Here is a 22084-nt window from a genome sequence, read left to right as displayed (position 1 = left end):
CGACAGCATTCAGGCCCTCTCCGGAACCCCCAGCCCGAAGCGCTCCAGCTTGCGGATCTCGTCGCGCACCTTCGCCGCCTCCTCGAATTCCAGGTTGCGGGCGTGTTCGTACATCGTCTGCTCTAGCTCCTTGAGCTTCTTGCCCACCTGCTCCGGCCCCATGGCGACGTACGGCGCCGACTCCTCAGCCACCTTGGCGTACTGGCGCGGCGACATCGGCGCGCCGGGCACCGCCCCCTCCAGGATGTCGGCGATCCGTTTTTTCACCCCCTTGGGGGTGATGCCATGCTTCTCGTTGAAGGCGACCTGTTTCCGGCGCCGCCGCTCGGTCTCCTCGATCGCCCGCGTCATCGAACCGGTCATGCGGTCGGCATAGAGGATCGCCTTGCCGTTGAGGTTGCGCGCGGCGCGGCCGATGGTCTGGATCAGCGAGCGGTCGGAGCGCAGAAACCCCTCCTTGTCGGCGTCGAGGATCGCCACCAGCGACACCTCCGGCATGTCGAGCCCCTCGCGCAGCAGGTTGATCCCCACCAGCACGTCGAACTCGCCGAGACGCAGGTCGCGGATGATCTCCACCCGCTCCACGGTGTCGATGTCGGAGTGGAGGTAGCGCACCTTCACCCCGTGCTCGTCCAGATACTCGGTGAGGTCCTCGGCCATCCGCTTGGTCAGGGTGGTGACCAGCACCCGCTCGTCGACGTCGACCCGTTTGTGGATCTCGGAGAGCAGGTCGTCCACCTGGGTGCCCACCGGCCGCACCTCGATCTGCGGATCGACCAGCCCGGTGGGACGCACCACCTGCTCCACCACCTGGCCCGCGTGCTCCCCCTCGTAGGGGCCGGGGGTGGCGGAGACGAAGATCCCCTGGGGGGCGAGGCGCTCGAACTCCTCGAACATCAGCGGCCGGTTGTCCAGCGCGGAGGGCAGGCGGAAGCCGTACTCCACCAGGTTCTCCTTGCGCGAGCGGTCACCGCGGTACATGCCGCCGAGCTGGGGCACGGTGACGTGGGACTCGTCGATCACCAGCAGCGAGTTGGCCGGCAGGTAGTCGAACAGCGTCGGCGGCGGCTCCCCGGGGCCGCGGCCGGAGAGGTGGCGGGAGTAGTTCTCGATGCCGTTGCAGTAGCCCAGTTCGAGCAGCATCTCGATGTCGAACTGGGTGCGCTGCTTGAGCCGCTGCTCCTCCACCAGCTTGTCCAGCTCGCGCAGCCGCTCCAGCCGGTCGGCCAGCTCCACCTTGATGTTCTCCACCGCGCCGAGGATCTTCTCGCGCGGCGTGACGTAGTGGGTCTTCGGATAGATGGTCAGCCTCGGCACCTTACGCAGCACCTCGCCGGTCAGCGGATCGAACCAGGAGAGCTGCTCGATCTCCTCGTCGAACAGCTCGACCCGCACCGCCTCGAACTCCGAATCGGCGGGGTGGATGTCGATCACCTCGCCGCGGGCGCGGTAGGTGCCGCGCTTCAGCTCCAGATCGTTGCGGGTGTACTGCAACTCCGCCAACCGGCGCAACAGCTCGCGCTGGTCGATCAGGTCGCCGCGCTTCAGATGGAGCACCATCTTCAGGTAGGACTCCGGATCGCCCAGGCCGTAGATGGAGGAGACGGTGGCGACGATGATCGAGTCGGGCCGTTCGAGCAGCGAGGTGGTGGCGGAGAGCCGCATCTGCTCGATGTGCTCGTTGATCGAGGCGTCCTTCTCGATGAAGGTGTCCGACGACGGGACGTAGGCCTCCGGCTGGTAGTAGTCGTAGTAGGAGACGAAGTACTCCACCGCGTTCTCGGGGAAGAACTCCTTCATCTCGCCGTAGAGCTGGGCGGCCAGGGTCTTGTTGGGGGCGAGGATGATGGTCGGGCGCTGCACCGCCTGGATCACGTTGGCGATGGTGAAGGTCTTGCCCGAACCGGTCACCCCGAGCAGGGTCTGGTGGGCGAGCCCCGCCTCGATCCCCTCGACCAGCTTGCGGATCGCCGCCGGCTGGTCGCCGGCCGGTTTCATCGGGGCATGGAGGGTGAATCGTTTGGCCATGGGAACGGGATTTCGTTAAACGGTGGAGTATACCGCCGATGACTCCACCGCGAAGTGCCGCCATCCGTCCGACGCCACAACCGGGCAGGCGATGGACTCACACGAACAGAACAGGGGATAAACCGCAGATTTCGCAGATGTACGCAGATTTCGGACGCTCGAAAATCTGCGTTCATCGGCGAAATCCGCGGTTAAATTCCTTCCGCCCGCCCCATGGACAGGCTGGCGCACTAACTGCCATAATTATCCGGTTTTCCTATGATTTTCCGTCTTCTTCCGCCGTCCCTCCGACATTGGAGCCACGAACCAGCATGACCGCTTTCTCCCACCGCATCTCCCGCGTCAAGCCCTCCGCCACCCTCGCCGTCACCGCCAAGGCCGCCGAACTGCGCGCCGCCGGCCGCGACATCATCGGCCTGGGGGCCGGCGAGCCCGATTTCGACACCCCCGATCACATCAAGAATGCCGCCATTCGCGCCATTCAGGACGGCTTCACCAAGTACACCGCGGTGGATGGCACCCCCGGTCTCAAGCGGGCGGTGGCCCACAAATTCTCCCGCGACAACCACCTGCACTACGAGCCCAACCAGATCCTGGTCTCCTGCGGTGGCAAGCACAGCATCTACAACCTGGTGCAGGCGATCATCGGTCCCGGCGACAAGGTGGTGATCCCGGCCCCCTACTGGGTCTCCTACCCCGACATCGTGCTGCTCGCCGAAGGGGAGCCGGTGATCATCCCCACCGGCATCGACCAGCAGTTCAAGATCACCCCCGAGCAGTTGGACGCGGCCCTCGACGATCAGGTGAAGCTGTTCTTCCTCAACAGCCCGTCCAACCCCACCGGCGTCGCCTACAGCGAAGCGGAGCTGATGGCGATCGGTGAGGTGCTACGCCGCTACCCCGACGTGCTGATCGCCACCGACGACATCTACGAACACATCATCTGGGACGGCCCCTTCCGCAACATCGTCAACGCCTGTCCCGACCTCTACGAGCGGACCATCGTCCTCAACGGCGTCTCCAAGGCCTATTCGATGACCGGCTGGCGCATCGGCTACGCCGCCGGCCCGGCCGATCTCATCAAGGCGATGAAGAAGATCCAGTCCCAGAGCACCTCCAACCCCACCTCGATCTCCCAGGTGGCGGCGGAGACCGCCCTGAGCGGCGACCAGTCCTTCCTGCCGGAGATGGTGGAGAAGTTCAAGGAGCGCCACGACTACGTGGTCGACGCCCTCAACCAACTCCCCGGAATCAGCTGCCTCCCCTCCCACGGCGCCTTCTACAGCTTCTTCAACGCCCAGCCGGCGATCGATCGCCTGGAGGGGGTGGCCGACGACGTGGAGCTCTCCGCCCACCTGATCGAGAAGGCCGAAGTGGCGCTGGTGCCCGGCTCCGCCTTCGGCGCCCCTGGCTACCTGCGGCTCTCCTTCGCCACCAGCATGGAGAACCTGCGGATCGCGATGGAGCGGTTGGAAGGGGTGCTCAGCTGACCTCGCCGACGGATCGGCGAACCGCGTTCACGACCTTCCAGCGGGACGATGCGGAAAAGGGGCCACGAGAAATCGTGGCCCCTTTTCCGTTGGGGTCGCAGGCTCTTCTATCTGACATCCAATCGTCAACCCCCGTTCACATAGACGCAGTAATTTCAACAAGCAATAACAGGTCGGGATCAGGGATGAGATAAATGATAACTATCGGCAGCTCGGAACGATTCCTGGTTCCAGCGCGTTTGGAAGCGCTACTGACCAGCGTCCATTCCGCGAACCGCGAACAGGAGCTTCTGGACACATTCAGCATTCACGGAGGGGCCTGTTTCGATTTCTCCCTGGTCGAATGGGTTGATCCCGGCACCCTCGTGCAACTCGTTGCCTTGATCGAGGCGATGTTACGGCGGGGACTGCACATCGAAATCCGCCGCCCCTACCCCAAACAGACCGGGAACGAGACGGCGGCGGGCGTGCTCATCCGGCGCGACCGCCGCCGCATCGCCGCCAATACGCTGGTCTATTACGGATTCGAGCAGTCCATCACCCACGAGCACATGACGAAGCTTCGCGGAACCGCGAGATTCGTTGACGAGCAAGCACCGCAAGAGACCGTCGCGCCCGATTTCGACACCCCGGAACAAGAGCTCCCCGCCCCCCTTCAACGCGAGCACCATTTCCCACTCACGTGGCTCCGCATCCGACCGCGTCCCCACCCGGAGATCCGCAACGTCGCGGAAAAAATGTGGACCGGCTTCGTCGCGGCCCTGGGAGAGGAATCCGGCCTCGCCTCGATCTTCAACGTTCACGCGCTGAGCGACGTGGTGATGGAAGAGTTGATCGAGAACGTGCTGGCCCATGCGGACTCCGACGGCTGGGCGCTGGTGGGCGGATGCGTCCATCTTCATCCGGCAACCCTGCGAGAGGAGTGGTTCCTGAGCTGCGACCAGGATTTTCTCAGCTGGTATCGACAAATTGAACAGCCGATGATCGAACTCTACGTCGGCGACTCCGGCATCGGAATCCGCAAAACCCTGGCACAACACCTTCCGATCAGCGAAAGCGAGGACACTCCGGATATTCTGCAACGCGCTTATCGGCGCTATATCCGCCGGGGAGGGCTCGACAAGGACACCACGCAGACCGGGCTCTACCGCGTCGACCGCCTGGCCAACAACCATTCCGGAATGGCGGCCGTGCGCTCGGACGACGGCTACGCGGGATGGGATCACGGAGGCGCCGCGTTCGACGCGCCGGTCGCCGCAAGCGAGACACTGACCCACATTCCGGGGTGTATCCACCGGGTGCGCATCCCGTTGACCCGCGAGGTCTACCGTCAGCGCAAACCGGCGGAGCGCACTCCCAACCCCCCCGCGTTCGAAATCATGGGATTGACACCGAACGGGCAGGGAGCGCTGGACGACGAGGTTCTCCTGGAGATGAAGCAACGCTTCGCGGCGCGCCGTCCGCAAGAGTTCCTCTGCCTGCTGGCCCCCCTGTTGATACAGTTCGAACCGCCGGACTACAAAGTCTTCGCCGAGAACGTCCTCAACCGTCTCGCCGAGGTACCGGACCTCGGCGTCATCGTCGTCTACGGTCTCCCCGGCGGCAAGGACCTGCTCGATAGTCTGATCGCGGCCTCCCAGGTCGAACTCGGTGGCGACGAGCCGCCAACCACCGCCCCCCGGCTCGGCGACCAGGCGTTACCCAAACTCCTGGTCCTCGGCGAGCAGACCCGGGGACGCTGGTACGGTGGCTGCGCCGACGTCTGCCGTATCCTCGACGAGCTGATCTCCTCCGGCCGAAGGTTGGACGATGCCGAACTGAGATCCCTGGTAAGGAGTCGCAAACGGCGCGAAGGCGCCCTCCAGGTCCTGCTGCGCGCCGGCCACCTGGTGGTCGAGGAGCAGGGGGCGTTGCAACTGCGATTCTCTCTCAGTGACCTGTGGCGGGAGGTAGCCCAGGGTCTCGGGCAACGGATCGACGCACTCCTCGAGCAGTGGACCCCGAACAACGCCTTTCGCTCCCCTTCCCTGGTCCTGCTGCGAAAGTGGCTGCGTGTCGAAGATATCCTCCCCGACCCGCTGGAACGGGCCAAGCTATCCCTCGCCCTGGCCCTGAAGGTTCGGGAGCACCCCGCGTTCGGCAAGATTCAGGACCCCTCCGCACTCCTGGTGGACACCGGCACCAGCAACGAGGACTACCACGCCTTCGCCTACGGACTCGGGATCAAGAGCCGGATTGCCATATCGGGAGACGCCGGCGACAGCGACGAAACGCTCCCGAACAACGGACGCCTGGTCGATGCCGGCCAACACCTGGTGGTGTTCAACGAATTCCTCTACTCCGGCGAGACCGTCCAGCGATTCGGGAAACAGGCGCTTCAGGATGGGGCCCACCCGATCCTGATCGCCGCCTACATCGACGCGCGCAAGGAGAAGACCGACAGCATGCGCGTCTTCGGCAGGGAGATCCCCGTGATCAGCCTGCATCAGGTGGATTTGGTACTGGACGAGCCCGACGACAAATCAGCACTCGACATCGCCAACATCAACCCGATCGTCAAGGACACGGAGAGCGAGCTGGCCGACATCGCCTTCGAGCCGACCGATCTCGAACGAACCACCCCGCTCGATGACGTCCTGGTCGATACCGAGGCTCTCCATCTGGGGCATTTCGGTGAGCCGGGTGGGCGGCACTTCACCTTCTTCCTGAACCCTCATCAGCTGATGCGCTCCCCCGTCGTCCGCAGCCGCTACCAGACGGTGATCGAACGGTGGGCCGACGATCTGAGACAGCGCGAACCCGAGGTCTCGGTCTCCCTCCTCTATCCCGAATCGACCCATGAAGCGGCGGTCCAGGCGCTGTGCAACTGGCTACGGACACAGAACCCCGAACTCTTCCCCGCGGAGCCGCTGAAGGTTCCGCGTCAGCGCGTCAACGAACAGTTCAAGCTATTGGCGATGCGCCGAGGGGCACCGCGGCGCCACATCGTGCTGGTCGATTGGGGCGCCGTTACCGGCACCACCCAGAAGCAGATGCTGCGCATCGCCGCGCAGCTGGGGGCGGAACGGGTACTCTCCTGCGTCTACGTCTCCCAGCTCAACCTGGAGGACGAACAGTTTTTCCAAATGGTCTCGACCCTCGACGCCAATCGTACCGCCCTATCCACGCGACCGACTCCCGACCGGCGCGTGGAAGTTCAGGTGCGCATCCTGGAGCGCTTCCAGTTTGGAAAATATTCCAAAGGCTTCTGCCCCGTCTGCACCAATCTGGTCGCCCAGGACCAGCTACGCCGCCGTGGCCATCTGCCTCCGCTGATCAACGACCATCTGGTTGCGGAGCAGGAACGATTGGCGATCCGCAGCCGCATCAACATGGATGCGACCGCGCGCCTCCCCAGACCTGTAGGGGTGGATACCGCGGGCCTCATCTGGATGGTGAAGGTTCGCTCGTATCTGACCGCCTCCGCCGGCTTCACCGAAGCGCGCCAGGAGATGGTCGAGGTATTGACCCAGGTACTCGGCGAATTCGCGGAACAGTCCGAAACGGTCTCTCCGCGGGCGGTTTGGTTGATGCTTCTGTTCGCCTACGAGGGCCATTGGATGCGCCGCCCTCCCCTGCACTTCGAACAGCCGAGGCAGATGCTCAGCGACATCGCCCTGTCGATCATCCGGCACCCGCAAGCCAAGGATCATCAGAAGATACCGGCGATCACCGTGTTACGGAGTGCGGGGAAGCAACGCTTCGCCGAGCATTTCCGCGAACTGTTTGCGCTTTGCCACGACTCCCCCGAGACCTTGGCCCCCCTGCTGACCCACGCCTACTCGTATATCACACGCCCGTACCATCAAGTCCAGGCCATGCTCAAGCCGCTCTATCACAGCTTGGAGAAAACGCTGGGCGCGCTGACCCGGCGCGAACTCTCGGTCACCGAGGAGACGCGCGCCACCCTCGATCGCATGAGGTTGAGCCTGGAGCGACGCATCGAAGTGTTGAATGTGGTCGATCTGACGCCGGTGCAGGCATGGAGCAAGCTACGTAGTCGTTACGAATACCACTACGATCCAGCGGTAGCTCACCGCCGTCTGGCGGACGAGTTCGGCCGTCTGATGGTGCCGGCAAGTCAATTGGAGCGAATGGAGAGGATGATCGACCGCATCGACATCGGCACCCCTCCGCAAGCGGAAGACCTGAAATTCTTCAATGAAACCTACTTCAACGGATTGATTGCCAACTGGGAGTCGTGCCGGAGTTTTCTCGACCGGGAACTGCTGCCGTTGGTGCTGCGTATCGCACCCACCCTGAAAGGCTACGACGCCCGCACCACGTTGACGCCGCAAAACATCAATCGCCTGCTCGAAATCGCAGGGGCCTCGGACATCAGCGAAGAGCTGGAAATCGCCGGCCTGATCGCGGAGTTCGCCGCACAACCGGCTACCAAACTGACTTGGGAGAACTGGCAACGTTTCCGCGAGGAGCACGGCTGGCTCAACGACATGGTATTCCGTTACGACCGGGAGACCGGAGACCAAGCCATGTTGCACGATCTGATTCTATCCGCCCCCCAGGACTTCGGCGAGGTGTTGTCGGGGATCTGGCCACAGTGGAGAGCGCAGTGGGAGAAGGAGATGGAGCGGATCGCCGAAGTTCCCGAGGGACTGGAGGAGATCCTCAAGAGACGCCTGCAGGTCTTCCTACCCTTCAAACTGCTCCAGGACCTGATCTGGCAGATCCTGGGAAACATCCTGAAACACCGGATTCCCGGAGAAATTCCCCATATCTGGCTGACGACGGAGGCCGCAGACGAAGAGACCCAGAAGATCTCGTTCCTCAATACCGGAACAGGCCCCTCCATCAAGAGCGAGAAGGACCAAGGAGGCTACGGGCTCTCCAGCACCAAGGAGCGGCTCAGCGCTTTCGGTGGCGAAATTCGAATCGACGAGGCGCGCAGGCACGGAGAAGAGAACGCCACCTTCCGCGTCGACGTCTATCTCAAGCTGGCCGAATAGAATCCATCAACGGAGGGAGTGGCAAATGCCCATGGAAAAGACCATCCGAATACTGTACGTCGAGGACGACCCTTCCGACCGAGCCTATTTCTCCAACATGCTCCGCGACGCCTTCCGTGGGCTTCAGGATCTGGAACTGGACCTCCAGACCGTAGACAACGTGGACCAGGCCCACGATCTGCTCGACGGCACGGAAGAGAGCCCCATGGAACTCTATCTCGTGGACCTCAATTTCGCCCCTCCGGATCAACCCTATCGCTTGAACGGCCTGCCGTTCATCAACTCGCTTCGCGATCGGTTTGGCAAGGTTGCCATCATCGCGATCTCCAGCATGGATCCCAAAGTTCGGGAAAAAGCGGAAAAAGCGGGCGCGGACGACATACTCAACAAGCCCAAGCTGTGGAGCGACCCCAAGGCGACCCACATCATGCAGCAGGCCGTTCGCGGGGCCTTGGAGAAGCACGGCCTGATCGCACTGGAGCACACCCCGGGCAAAGTTGAAATAGACGAAAAGAACCGCTCCCTGATGGCGGCCCTGAAGCAGGTCGGCCTCTCCACCGTCACCGAAACGGTCACCAAGATCGAGTCCGTGGCCTACTCGCGGATCGAGATCAAGCTGGTTTCCGGCGGCATGTCCGGTGCCCAGACCTTTGCGGTGGAGTGCACCCCAAAAGCCGAGCCCGGCCTGGCGACGCCGACGAAGCACTTCCTGGTCAAGATGGACCGGGACCGCGCCGACTTGACGCGCGAGTGGAAGAACGGCCGGAAGGTCCTGTTGGAGAAGAACTTTCCCACCACCTTCGTACTCCCCCTGCTCGACACCGAGCCGAAGGAGCTGAAGAAGGATGGCTGGGTGGCGGTGGTCGGCAGCTTCGACAGCGACGCTTGCTCCTTCGAGGGGTGGCTGACGGATAACGCGCTCGGCCGTGAGCGGCTGCATTCGGCGCTGGAGCAGTTATGCCTGTTCAACCTGGGCAAGGTCTTCTCCGCCACCGCGACCGACGCCTCCTCCCCGATCGACTGCTATCGGCGCGAACTGCTCAAGGATTCACGAATCGCCCGGGTCCTCGCCGCCCTGAAGGAGCTGGGCGCGCTGATTCCGCTGGCGCTGAAGGAGGAGACCTTCACCAAGGTCGGCGACGCGGTGAAGGGTGCCGTGGATTTCGACGAACGGGTGGTCTTCAACTTCCTGGAGCGGGGCGACCTCGGCGGTATCAGCTTGCGCTCCCTGCCGGACCACACCGTGCTCTGCTACAGCCACGGCGACCTGCATGGCCGCAACATCCTGATCGCCAAGGACGCCCCGCTGCCCCTCTCGCAGCTGATCGACTTCTCCCACACCGGCACGCTGCCGCGTTGCGCCGACCTGTCGATGCTGGCCGCCTCGCTGCTCGCCCGTTGCCTGGATGCCGGCCCCCGCGGCTACCGCTGGGAGTCGATGGCGGACTGGGTGCAGTGCGCCTGCCTGTTCCTGGACGAGAACGCCGACGGCCTCGACGCCCTTTCCGGACTCCCCAATCTGGACGGCAGCGAGAAGGGCCAGGCCAGCGTGCAGACCCTCTGGACCCTCGCCTGGATCGCCCGGCACTGGCGCCAGGTCCTGCCCGAGACCCCGCTGTGGGAACTGACTCTGGCGATGGCCATCCAGTTCCTGCGTCTGAGCTACTTCCAAGACTGCACCGCGCCGAAACGGGTCTTCGGCCTGATCATGGCGAGCATCGCGCTGAAGGCCTGCGTACGCCAATTCGACGCCGGGAATATGGAAGAGATCTCGCCCTGAACGGGGCAAAACGGCCCACGGGAAGGTTTCGGCAAAGCTGTACAGCGACACGACATGACGCCCCGGCCCGTCTCCCCACGCCCCCACGCCCCAAGGTCTCCGGCAAAAAATCACTTTTTTGCCGGACCCTGTTGACCCTGAAGTAACACATGGGTATAGTTTGCGCCCTCACCGATCCCCGGTAGCTCAGTCGGTAGAGCGGGTGACTGTTAATCACTAGGTCGGCGGTTCGAGCCCGTCCCGGGGAGCCATACAAAAAGGGCCCACGAGAAATCGTGGGCCCTTTTCTTTTTTCTACGTCAATCTCGTGACCCACCATCTCCGCGGAGCTGATCCATGGCCCCGCGCTATCCCAACCCCAGGCGACCAGCTCCCTATTCTATAGTTATCGAAACACACGATTTTCGACTTATCGCATGGCACAATAGTCGAGTAATCGATCAACACAATCTTCGAATCGTCCCATGACCAAATCCCCCGACACCCTGCTGGCGGAGTCCCTGAAGCGTGTCCAGGCCAAGGCTCACCTCGGGGTGATACGCTCCAGCGAGATATCGCGGACCGACCGGGAGCGGCTGCTGCGCGGTGGCTGGCTGCGGAACGTGATCAAGGGGTGGTACCTGTTGACCGGACGACCGCTCGCCCAAGCGGACGAGGCGGGCGACACAACCCTCTGGTACTCCCACTTCTGGGACTTCGTGGGAGTCTACCTCTCCGGTCGGTACGACAACGAGTACTGCCTCTCCGCCGAGGCGTCGCTCGATCTCCACACCGGTTCCTCCACCATTCCGGCCCAAGTGGTGGCACTGGTAAAACGCGGCGGCGGCCAGCCACTGTACCTCCCCCACGACACCTCGCTGCTCCCCTACCCCGACCCGAACAATCTGCCGACCCAGTTTGAGACAAAGGCGGGGGTGTCGATCATGACGCTGCCCGAAGCGCTCTGCCGGATCTCCCCGCGCTACTTCATCGCCTCGCCGCTCAACGCCCAACTGGCATTGCGACAGGTCGATGAGAGCGCGCTATCCCTTCTGATCCTGGAACGGGGCTATCAGCGACCGGCAGGCCGGCTGGCGGGGGCGTACCGCGCCATCGGCGAACCGGAGCGTGCGGAACGAATCCTGAAAGACATGACCTCGGTCGGCTATCGGGTCCTCCCGACCGACCCCTTCGAGGGGGTACAGCCGGCGTTGGGAAGCGGCCGGGTCCGATCCCCCTACTCGGCTCGCCTCGAAGCGACATGGGCGTCAATGCGCGACGAAGTGTTGGCGACCCTGCCCGCTCCGCCAGGACTGCCCACGGACAAGGCGGGTTACCTGGCGCGGATCGACGATCTCTACCAGCACGACGCCTACAACTCACTGTCGATCGAGGGCTACCGGGTCACCCCGGAGCTGATCGAGAAGATCGAAAACGGCGAGTGGGATCCGGATCGCGATGCGGGTGACCGGGAAACCCGTGGCGCCCTGGCCGCCAAGGGATACCTGGAATCGTTCCGGCTGGTGAAATCAATCTTGCGAGACGAGATGATGTTCGAATGGCCGCCGGAGAGAAGGCAAGGCCATCTCATACGAGCATGAGATCCAGCTCCTTGTCCTTGGCGCGCAACCGTTCGACGAAATGAAGCGCCAGGTTGCGGTAAACGACCCCCGCCATACGCCCTTCCATCGCCATCAGCTCATCGAAAGCCGCCCCTCCGATCCTCAGTACGCGACTCTCCTCGGTGGTCACCACCGAGCAGGACGCCGCCCGGCCATCCATCAGGGCGTACTCCCCGAACCATTCTCCAGCTTGCATCCGATTCAGGCGCACGGGAGAAGGTCGCTGCTCACGGCGGCCGGGGATCTCCTTCAGCAACAGTGCCTGAAGAGAACCGGTGACGATCATGTAGAGCGCCCTGTCGGCGCATCCCTCGCCAATCACGGTATCCCCAGCACGGAAATCAAGCAGCTCCATCCTGTTGCCGATCCTCTCCAGTTCCGGGGGAGAAAGGCCGCTGAACAGTTTCGCGCTTGCGAGAAAACCCGTGATCTTGTCGATGCTCATCGCCCATCCTCGATAATTTGCCTATGCCGGAATCACAGCATGCACCACTCCCTTTCCCCGAGGAAGAGTCCGCTCGGATATCGCCGCCGCGGCCGCGCCCCTCCCGCCGGAGAGTTCCCCCTACAAAGGAAATCGTTATAATGCGGCCAATAACCCGTATAAGTACGTATGACCCTGCAAAATTGTAAGGTACTGGCCCGAAGAGCCCGCCCTTACGGTCGTACGCGAATTTTCGTTTTCCCAAGAGACGCCGCAATTCCCGCAGGCGTCCGTCCACCACCAAAGACCAATAAAGAGGATGTGAGATGGCCGATTCCACCACTGAGGCGCAGAAAACGGAACGCAGCTGGAAGCAACGACTGTTCTCCCGAGCGGTCCTCATCGGACTGCTGCTGTTCGTCGCCGGCATCATCTTCGCCGGCGGCTTCAACGTCGCCCTGCACCACACCAACGAGATGGCGTTCTGCACCTCCTGCCACTCCATGAAGACCAACTTCGAGGAGTACAAGGAGACCGTCCACTACAAGAACGCCAGCGGCGTGCGTGCGACCTGCGCCGACTGCCACGTGCCCAAGCCCTTCGTCCCCAAGATGATCGCCAAGGTACTCGCCTACAAGGACGTGATGCACGAGCTGCTCGGCACCCTCGACACCCCCGAGAAGTACGAGGCGCACCGCTGGGAGATGGCCAACCGGGTGTGGGACAAGATGCGCGCGACCGACTCCCGTGAGTGCAAGAGCTGCCACGCCTTCGACCAGATGGATCTGAGCGAACAGGGCAAGTCGGGCCGCCGCAAGCACGCCCGCGCCCAGGAGAACGGCGAGCAGTGCATCGATTGCCACGCCGGCATCGCCCACGAACTGCCGGACGAGCCGGAGGATTCGAAGGACAAGTCGGAAGGTTGAGACTTCCCTCTCCTACCATCATTCAGTACCAAGGGAGGCTTACCATATGAACAAAAACATCCGACCGATCCTGGCACTCCTGCTGCTCGGCGCCGGGGTGGTCCACGCCGCGACCCACGCGGAGATCGAACTGCGCCAGGCCGCCCAGGTGGGCGACGTGGAGCACATCGAGCAGTTGCTCGACGGCGGCACCGACATCAACTCCGGCAACAAATTCGGCAAGAACGCACTGATGTTCGCGGTGGAGAGCGAGAGCCTGGAGGCGGTGGTGGCGCTGCTCAACCGCGGCGCCGACGTCAACGGCCGCACGGTGGCCGGCTGCACCGCACTGACCTTCGCCGCCGAGAACGGCCTGCTGGCGATCACCGCCCTGCTCCTGGAGCGCGGCGCCCACCTCGACGACCGCACCCGCAGCGGCTGGGACTCGCTGATGATCGCCTCGCGCCACGGCATCCTGCCGATGGTCGAACAGTTGATCTTCAAGGGCGCCGACCCCAAGGCCGCCGACCGCAAGGGGATGACCGCGTTGATGCAGGCGGCCTATGCCGGCCACCCCGAGGTGGTCGCCTACCTCGCCGACCACGGCTCCGACGTCGACTCCAAGAGCCACAGCGGGATGACCGCCCTGCTGATCGCCGCCGACCGCGGCCATCAGGAGGTGGTTGGCGCGCTGATCGACAAGGGGGCCGACGTCAACGCCCGCGACGGGGATGGCGCCACCGCACTGATCAGCGCCGCCTCCCGCGGCGACCGGACGATGGCCGAGACCCTGCTGGCGGCGGGAGCCGATCCCAACCTCGGCGACGACCAGTTGATCACCCCGCTGATGGAGGCCGCCGCCGACGGCAGCGAAGGGGTGGTCGACGCGCTGCTGGCCCACGGTGCCAAACCGGGGCTGAAGGACAAGAAGGGGCGTACCGCAAAGGATTACCCGGAAAGTGCCGGCCACAAAGCGATCGCCGCGAAGCTGTAAACCACCGGTGAAGTGGGAGGACGGCCCTCCCTCTGGTTACCACGCTCCGCGTGGTAACCCACGGCCTCCATCCAGGAGAGACACGCCTGACCGGACGCTCCGCGTCGAATACCGCGGCGGTGGGTTGTCTCAACGTGGCCGGGACGCAGAGCATTGAGGGCCGCTGGTTACGACGCAGAGCGTCGTAACCAGAACACCAGCCCCCTCCAGGTACTCAGCCCGCGTAGCGGCGCAACGCCTCCAATAGCACCTTCTTCTTGATCGGCTTGGTCAGGTGACCGTCGCAGCCGGCATCCAGGCTCTTCGCCTCGTCCTCCTTCAGGGCGTGGGCGGTCAGTGCCACCACCGCGGTCCGCCCCCGTCCCGTTTCCGCCTCCCACTGGCGAATCTCACGGGTGGAGGTGTAGCCGTCCATCACCGGCATCTGCATGTCCATCAATACCAGGTCGAAGGCCCCCTCCTTGAAGCGCTGCAAACCGACCAGCCCGTTCTCCGCCACCGTCAACCGATGGGGCGTCGATTTGAGGTAGGAGTGGATCAGCAGACTGTTGTCCTCCGAATCCTCCACCAGCAGGATCGACAACGGCCGTTCGTCCGGAGACTCGACAGGCGGCGAGGCGGCGAGCGGCGCAACGGCGATCTCGCCCCGCCGTTCGGCCGGCCGCAGGCGGACGGAGAAGTGGAAGGTGCTCCCGCGGCCGCGCTCGCTCTCCGCCCAGATCTCGCCCTCCATCAGCTCCACCAGCTTGCGCGAGATGGCCAGACCGAGACCGGTACCACCGAACTCGCGCGTGGTGGATGAATCGGCCTGGGTGAAGGGGGCGAAGATACTCTCCAGTTTCCCCTCATCGATGCCGACGCCGGTATCCTCGACGCGAAAGACGAGCACGACATCCTCCCCGCCACCATCCGCCAGGGGCTCCAGCGGAGAGAGCCTCAGGCGCACCTCGCCCTGGCGGGTGAACTTCACCGCGTTGCCGATCAGGTTGACCAACACCTGGCGCAGCCGCGCCGGATCGCCGCGCAGGCAACGGGGAATCCCCGGATCGATTCGATGGGTCAGGGCGAGTCCCTTCTCGCGGGCGCGGAACGCCATGATCTCGGTCACCTCGCGGATCAGCCGCTCGATGTCGAAGTCGGTCTGCTCCAGCAGCACCTCGCCGGCCTCCACCTTGGAGAGGTCGAGGATGTCGTTGATCAACGCCAACAAGGTATTGCCGGCGTTCTGGAACACCTCCACGTAGCGCCGCTGCTCCTCGTCGAGGCGGCTCTCCTCGAGCAGCTCGGCCATGCCGAGGATGGCATTCATCGGGGTGCGGATCTCGTGGCTCATGGTGGCGAGGAACTCGCTCTTCGAGCGGTTCGCCGCCTCCGCCTCCTCGCGCGCGCGGCAGAGCGCCTGCTCCTTCGCCTCCAGCTCGCGCACCTTCGCCTCCAGCTCCTCGCCGCGCCGGCGCAGCAGCTGTTTCTGCCAGTGGAGTTCGAGGAAGACCTGCACCTTGCTCTTGAGGATCTCCGCGTTGAGCGGCTTGAACAGGTAGTCCACGGCGCCGGCGGAGTAGCCGCGAAAGACGTGCTGCTCCTCCTTGCTGATGGCGGTGACGAAGATGATCGGCACCTCCTTGGTGCGCTTCATCCCCTTCATCAGGGCGGCGGTCTCGAAGCCGTCCATCTCCGGCATCTGCACATCCATCAGCACCAGGGCGAACTCCTCCTCGGCCATCAGCACCCCCAACGCCTCATTGCCCGAGGTGGCGGTGAAGATGCGCACGTCATCCCCCTCCAGCAGGCTCTCCAGGGCGAGCAGGTTCTCGCGACGGTCGTCGACCAGCAGGATGTTCGCGAGCGTTCGCCCCTCCATCACCCCTCCCCCGCCGCCCGCAGGCCGCTTCCGCCCACCAGCTCGACCAAACGATCGGCCAGCGCCTCCAGCTCCAGCACCCCGTCCACCTCGGTGGCAGCCAGCGCGGCCAGCGGCATCGAGTCGTAGTCGGCGCTCTGCGGCAACTGCACCAGAGCGACCCCACCGGCCTCCTTGATCCGCTTCAGGCCGCGGGCACCATCGTCGTTGGCGCCGGTCAGCACCATCCCGATCACCGCCCCACCGAAGGCCTCCACCGCGCTGTCGAAGAGCACGTCCACCGACGGCCGGGAGTAGCGCACCGGTCCCTCCAGCGAGAGCGACAGGGTGGCGTCGGCCTCGATCAGCAGGTGGTAGTTGGGTGGCGCCAGATAGGCGGTGCCGGCGATCAGCGCCTCCTTCTCGTCGGCCTGCTTGACCCGCAGGCGGCAGCGGCCGTCGAGGGAGGCGGCAAGGAACTCCCCCCCCTGGGGGTGGAGATGCTGGACGACCACCAGCGGCAGCGGAAAGTCGGCGGGCAGCCGCGGCAGCAGCCGGCCGAGGGCCACCACCCCGCCGGCGGAGACGCCGATCACCACCACCTTGAACCCCCGCCCCTTCATTCTTCCCCCCGCTTGCGATAGATCCGCCGCCGCTTGTCGACGTCCTCGAAGCGCTCGGAGACCAGCGAGTAGCGTACGCTCTCCTTTTCACCGAGGCAGAGGAAGCCGCCCGGGGAGAGGCTGTCGTGGAACAGCCGCAGCACCTGATTCTGCAGCTCCCGGTCGAAGTAGATCATCACGTTGCGGCAGAAGATCACCTGCATCTCGCCGAACACCCCGTCGGTGACCAGGTTGTGATCGGCGAACAGCACGTTCTCCCGCAACTTGGAATCGAGCACCGCGAAGCGGTCGTCGGCGTGGTAGTAGTCGGAGAAGCTGCGCTGGCCGCCGGCACGCTGATAGTTGGCGGTGTAGAGCTTGATCTTGTCGATCGGGTAGACCCCCTCGCGTGCCCTGTGCAGCGCGGTGGGGTCGAGGTCGGTGGCGTAGATCTGCGCCCGCGGGTAGAGCCCCTCCTCGCGCAGCAGGATCGCCATGGAGTAGACCTCCTCGCCGGTGGCGCAGCCGGCGTGCCATACCTTGAAGTGCTCCTGGGCACGTAGCGCCGGCACCAACTGCTCGCGCACCACCCGGTAGAAATCCGGATCGCGGAACATCTCGGTGACATTGATCGATATCTGGTTGAGCACGCGGTCGAATACCGCCGGGTCGTGGAGCAGGGCATGGGTCAGCGCCGAGAAATTCTCCGCCCGCTCGCTGGCCTGGGCCTGGCGCAGCCGGCGCACCAGCGAGGCCTCGGCGTAGTTGCGGAAGTCGTAGCCGTAGCGCCGGTAGATGGCGCGCAGCAACAGCTCCATCTCGATTCTTTCCGCTTCGTTCACGGGATCGCATCCTGCGGCATTGGAGGCCAGCAGCCCCTCTGCCTTTAACCTTTTGCCTTTGACCTTTTACCTGTAGAGCCACACCCGCAGCATCGACAGCAGCTTGCCGACGTCCACCGGTTTGGCCAGATAGTCGCTCGCACCGGCCTCGATGCACTTGGCCTTGTCGCCCTTCATCGCCTTGGCGGTGAGCGCGATGATCGGCAGCTTGCGGAAGCGCTCCTGCTTGCGGATCTCGCGCATCGCCTGGTAGCCGTCCATCTCCGGCATCATGATGTCCATCAGCACCAGATCGGTCTCCGGGTTCTCCTCCAGCTTCTCGATACCCAGCCGGCCGTTGGTGGCGACCACCACCTCCACCTCCTTCTCCTCCAGGGTGGCGGCCAACGCGTAGACGTTGCGCATGTCGTCGTCGACGATCAGGATCTTGCGTCCGCGCAGGATCGACTCCTTGTCGTGGACCTGACGGATCATCTGCTGCTGCTCGGCCGGCAGCCCCGCCTCCACCCGGTGGAGAAACAGCACCGCCTCGTCGAGCAGCCGCTCCGGCGACTGCACCTCCTTGACGATCATGTGGGCGGCCTGGCGGTTGATCACCGCCTCCTCTTCGGCACTGAGGTCGCGGCTGGCATAAAGGATCACCGGCACCTGGGCATAGCCCCCCTCGCCACCCATCCACTCGATCAGCTCCAACACCCCGGCGTTACCGTCGTCGAGGTCGAGGACCACGCAGTCGGGGGTGTCGGCGATCGCCGCCCGCGCCTCCTCCAGCCCCGCTGCCTCACGCACCGTCACCTCATCCCCCTGGCCGAGCAGCTCCACCACCTGCTCACGGTGGGCCGCCGAGCCGCCCACCAGCAATACACTGCGCGGCTGGTGGCTGATGAAGCGCTCCAGGCGGGAGAAGGCCTGGCTCAGCTCGCCGAGGCCGGCCGGCTTGATCAGGAAACCGACCGCCCCCATCCGCCGTGCATCCAGCCCCTGATCGCGCCCGGAGATGAAGTGGACCGGGATGTGGCGGGTCTCCGGGTTGTCCTTCAGCCGCTGCATCACCGTCCAGCCGTCCATGCCGGGCAGGCCGATGTCGAGGACGATGGCGCTCGGCCGGTAGTAGTCGGCCAGGTGGAGTCCGTTCTCGCCGTTGTCGCTGACGATGCCGAGGAAGCCCTTCTCGCGGGCCAGGTCGAGCAGCACCTTGGCGAAGGCGGCGTCATCCTCGATGATCAGCAGCGAGCGCTCATCGGGGGCCAGATCTGCCCGATCGTCGGCGACGAAGGGGCGCGAGGCCGGACCAGACGGCACGGCGGCAGCCGACGGGACCGCCGACGGGGGGGCAGGCTCCGCCGGGGGGGATTCCACCGCGGCGGGCGCGGCCTGCGCGCGGGACGGGATCGACGGAGCAACCGGGGCCGCAGTGGCGCGGCCCGCGGGGGCCGCTCCAGCCGGCCGCTGTCCCGCGACGCCATCGAGACGCAGCGGCAGGTAGAGGGTAAAGGTGCTCCCCTTGCCCTCTCCGCTCTTCAGGTGGAGTTCACCGCCCAGCAGCATCGCCAACTCGCGGGAGATGGAGAGCCCCAGACCGGTGCCGCCGTACTTGCGGCTGGTGGAGCCGTCGGCCTGCTGGAACGCCTCGAAGATCAGCTTCTGCTTCTCGGCGGGGATGCCGATGCCGCTGTCGATCACCTGGAAGGCGACCATCGCCGCCGGATTGCGCCCGCCCATCATGCGGGTGCCGGGGGCCGGCGGCGTGATGCGCACCCGCACGCTGCCCTCGCTGGTGAACTTGAAGGCGTTGGAGAGCAGGTTCTTCAGCACCTGCTCCAGCCGCTGGCGGTCGCTCTGGATGTGATCGGGCAGATCGCCCGCCAGCTCCACCTGGAACTCCAGACCGCGACTCTCGGCGACGTGGAGGAACTTGTGTTGCAGGGTGGCGGCGAGCTCCTCCAGCGGCAGCTCCTCGGGATGCAACTCGATCTTGCCCGCCTCCACCTTGGAGAGGTCGAGAATCTCGTTGATCAGCTCCAGCAGGTCGGAACCGGCGGTGTGGATGGTGCGGGCGAACTCCTGCTGCTTCTCGGTGAGGTTGCCATCCTTGTTCTCCATCAGCAGTTGGGCGAGGATGAGCAGGCTGTTGAGCGGCGTGCGCAGCTCGTGGGACATGTTGGCGAGGAATTCGGACTTGTAGCGGCTGGCCTGGGAGAGTTCGTCGGTCTGCGCCTGCAGCCGCTCCCGGGAGCGCTCCAGCTCCTCGTTCTTGCGCCGGGTCTCCTCCCGCTGCAGCTCCAGCGCCTCGGCCCGCTCTTCCAGCTCCTCGTTGGCCTGACGCAGCTCCTCCTGCTGGGCCTGCAACTCCTCGGACTGGCTCTGGGTCTCTTCCAGCAGCTCCTTCATGCGCACCCGCGCATCCGCGGTGTTGATCGAGATCGCCACCACCTCGGCGGCCACCTCCAGAAACTCCCGCCGGGTCTCGGTGAACGAGCGGAAGCCGCCCAATTCGATCACCCCTCGCACCTCCCCCTCGAACAGGAAGGGGATCACCCGCACCGAAGCCGGCGGCGCCTCGCCGAGCCCCGACTGCACCGTCAGGTACTCCGCCGGCACCGGGCTCAGCTCGATCGCCTGACGCTCCAGCGCCGCCTGGCCCACCAGCCCCTCGCCGAGGGCGAACTGGTTGTCGAGGCTCTTGCGGGAGGAATAGGCATGGCTGGCACTGAGGTGGAGCTTGCCGTCGTGGCCCATCAGGTAGACCGCCCCCACCTGGACCTCCAGGTACGCCACCAGGAAGTCGATCACCTTGCGCGCCAGGGCGATCACGTCCTGATCGCCGCGCACCAGATCGTTGAGCCGCGCCTGACCGTTCTTCAGCCAGTCCTGGCGGGCATTGGTGGCGGTGGCGGCGCGCAGGTTGTCGGTCATCCGCGCCAGGGCGCCACCCAACTCGTCACGCTCGGAGCCCGCCTCCACATCCACCGCATAGTCGCCGTCGGAGATGGCGTTGGCTTGGCGGACCACCCGGCGGAAACGCTCGATCATGCGGTTGACCGAGCGGGCCAGGGGATCCTCGTCGCCCGCCCGCTCCATGGTACGGGAGAAGTCACCTGCGGCCACCGCCTCGGCGATCGCCGCCACCTCGCGCAGGTTGGCGGTCATCCGGTTGATCGACTGGCCGAGGGCATCGCGCTCGCCGCGCACGGCCATGGTACGGCCGTAGTCGCCGTCGGCCACCGCCCCGGCAATGGCGGTGGTCTCGCGCAGGGCGTCCGTCATCCGCTGCAGCGCCAGACCGAGCTGGTCGCGCTCCGAACGCAGCACCACGTCCTGGGAGAAGTCGCCGGCAGCCACCGCATTGGCCTGATCGATGGTCTGGTGGAGGCTGTCGTTGAGGTCCCGCGCCGAGGCCAGCATCTCCCCCACCTCGTCGTCGGCCAGATAGGGGATGCGCTCCTCCACGGTGCGCCCGCGGGAGAGACGGCGCAGCATCGCGGTGGCCGCCTGCAGCGGACCGAGGATGCCGTTGATGGTGCGTCGGCTGACCAGCAGCACCACCAGCAGGGAACCGGCGAGGATGGCGAAGAAGACCACCTCGAAGCGGGAGAGCTCGGCCAGCGCCCGGTCGGCGTCGCGCTGGCTGAGCAGGATCCACTGGTCCTTCTCCTCCAGCCAGGGGATCTCCAGCCGGCGGTAGCTGGAGAAGAGGCCGTCGCGCACCTCCGCCCCCACCGGCGCGGCGCCCATCCGCTGGAACAGCCCCGCCTGGGCAACCGACAGGCTGTTCTCGAAGCCCTCCTCGCCCCCCCACTCCTCCGCCTTGTCGCGGTGATAGAGGTAGTGACCGTGCTCCGCCTCCACCAGGTAGAGGTGGCCGTCCCGCTCCATCGCCCGATCCTCATCGGCGACCCGCTGGATCACCCGGTCGGCGAGCAGCTCGACGGTCAGCAAACCGCGGGCGCGCCCCTCGCTGTCGAGCAGCGGGGTGGCAAAGTGCATGGTGGGGATCCGCTCCCCCTCTGCCCCGGCCCAGTTGCGGCTGAGGCTCGGCGGAAAGGCGAAGATCTGGCCGCGGTACATCTCCTCGACCTTGTTCAACAGCTCGGCGTGGCGGTAGCGCTGCTGGTCGTCCACCGACAGACTGAACGCGTGGTAGAGCTCGCGATTGTAGGCGACCCGGACCAGTGGCACCCCCTGCAGGGAGATCACCGACAGACTGGCGTAGACGCCACGGGACTCGAGGAAGGAGACCAGCGCCTGATCGGCGTTGCTCATCCACTCGCGTTGCTGGCGCTCGTCACCCAGGTCACGCCAGACCAGGAAACGCTGCAGGGCGTGAAATTCGGAGAGGAAACCGAGATCCCGCGGCACCTGGCGGAGCAGATCCAGCAGATCGCCGGAGACCGTCGTCAGGCGCTTGTCCTCGAACTCCAGGGCCTGTTCGGTGAGCAGTCGCGAGGTGGTGTCGTAGCCGTACCAGCCGACCAGCGCCACCGGCAACACCACGGCGAAGAGGAACAGCCCACCCAGTCTGCGGCGCAGCGGCAGGCGGGCGATCCAGTGGAGATAGCGACTCATCGCGAC

General features: G+C 65.0%; 12 protein-coding genes and 1 tRNA gene. 7 read left to right on the top strand and 6 right to left on the bottom strand.

What is annotated here, in order from left to right; translation table 11 throughout:
• Positions 1 to 9: 9 nt before the first annotated feature.
• Positions 10 to 2028, bottom strand: coding sequence for an excinuclease ABC subunit UvrB (gene uvrB, locus ACYQ2W_RS08705; RefSeq protein WP_459865336.1), 2019 nt, complete (start codon positions 2026 to 2028; stop codon positions 10 to 12).
• Between the two features lie 311 nt (positions 2029 to 2339).
• On the opposite strand from uvrB, the gene ACYQ2W_RS08700 reads away from it, so the two are divergent.
• From ACYQ2W_RS08700 to ACYQ2W_RS08680, 5 genes are all read left to right on the top strand, one after another.
• Positions 2340 to 3518, top strand: coding sequence for a pyridoxal phosphate-dependent aminotransferase (locus tag ACYQ2W_RS08700; protein ID WP_459865334.1), 1179 nt, complete (start codon positions 2340 to 2342; stop codon positions 3516 to 3518).
• Between the two features lie 194 nt (positions 3519 to 3712).
• On the top strand, positions 3713 to 8524 hold the full coding sequence (locus tag ACYQ2W_RS08695; RefSeq protein WP_459865332.1) for an ATP-binding protein: 4812 nt from the start codon (positions 3713 to 3715) through the stop codon (positions 8522 to 8524).
• A 31-nt stretch (positions 8525 to 8555) separates the two neighbouring features.
• Entirely contained in the window at positions 8556 to 10304 is a 1749-nt protein-coding gene (locus ACYQ2W_RS08690) for a response regulator (RefSeq protein ID WP_459865330.1), read from the top strand.
• A gap of 175 nt (positions 10305 to 10479) precedes the next feature.
• Positions 10480 to 10555, top strand: a tRNA-Asn gene (locus ACYQ2W_RS08685).
• A gap of 213 nt (positions 10556 to 10768) precedes the next feature.
• A complete protein-coding gene (locus tag ACYQ2W_RS08680; RefSeq protein ID WP_459865328.1) occupies positions 10769 to 11884 on the top strand; it encodes a Fic family protein in 1116 nt (371 codons plus the stop codon).
• Here ACYQ2W_RS08680 and ACYQ2W_RS08675 read toward each other — a convergent pair.
• Positions 11871 to 12350 (bottom strand): Crp/Fnr family transcriptional regulator, encoded by a 480-nt coding sequence (locus ACYQ2W_RS08675; RefSeq protein ID WP_459865326.1) that lies wholly within the window; start codon positions 12348 to 12350, stop codon positions 11871 to 11873. The two genes, ACYQ2W_RS08680 and ACYQ2W_RS08675, sit on opposite strands and share 14 nt — an antisense overlap.
• A gap of 305 nt (positions 12351 to 12655) precedes the next feature.
• Here ACYQ2W_RS08675 and ACYQ2W_RS08670 point away from each other — a divergent pair, with 305 nt between their 5' ends.
• Both ACYQ2W_RS08670 and ACYQ2W_RS08665 read left to right on the top strand, forming a co-directional pair.
• Entirely contained in the window at positions 12656 to 13255 is a 600-nt protein-coding gene (locus ACYQ2W_RS08670; RefSeq protein WP_459865324.1) for a NapC/NirT family cytochrome c, read from the top strand.
• A gap of 46 nt (positions 13256 to 13301) precedes the next feature.
• On the top strand, positions 13302 to 14228 hold the full coding sequence (locus tag ACYQ2W_RS08665; RefSeq protein WP_459865322.1) for an ankyrin repeat domain-containing protein: 927 nt from the start codon (positions 13302 to 13304) through the stop codon (positions 14226 to 14228).
• A gap of 214 nt (positions 14229 to 14442) precedes the next feature.
• Here ACYQ2W_RS08665 and ACYQ2W_RS08660 read toward each other — a convergent pair whose 3' ends face one another.
• From ACYQ2W_RS08660 to ACYQ2W_RS08645, 4 genes are all read right to left on the bottom strand, one after another.
• On the bottom strand, positions 14443 to 16089 hold the full coding sequence (locus tag ACYQ2W_RS08660; protein ID WP_459865320.1) for a response regulator: 1647 nt from the start codon (positions 16087 to 16089) through the stop codon (positions 14443 to 14445).
• A complete protein-coding gene (locus tag ACYQ2W_RS08655; protein ID WP_459865318.1) occupies positions 16089 to 16691 on the bottom strand; it encodes a chemotaxis protein CheB in 603 nt (200 codons plus the stop codon). The genes ACYQ2W_RS08660 and ACYQ2W_RS08655 overlap by 1 nt, the downstream gene beginning before the upstream one ends.
• Complete coding sequence (locus tag ACYQ2W_RS08650; protein ID WP_459865316.1) at positions 16688 to 17512, bottom strand: CheR family methyltransferase; 825 nt, start codon at positions 17510 to 17512, stop codon at positions 16688 to 16690. The genes ACYQ2W_RS08655 and ACYQ2W_RS08650 overlap by 4 nt, the downstream gene beginning before the upstream one ends.
• A 66-nt stretch (positions 17513 to 17578) precedes the next feature.
• A complete protein-coding gene (locus ACYQ2W_RS08645; protein WP_459865314.1) occupies positions 17579 to 22078 on the bottom strand; it encodes a response regulator in 4500 nt (1499 codons plus the stop codon).
• Between the last annotated feature and the right edge of the window lie 6 nt (positions 22079 to 22084).

This window comes from Endothiovibrio diazotrophicus (genome assembly GCF_054657215.1).
This window is presented reverse-complemented; position numbering and strand designations above follow the sequence as displayed.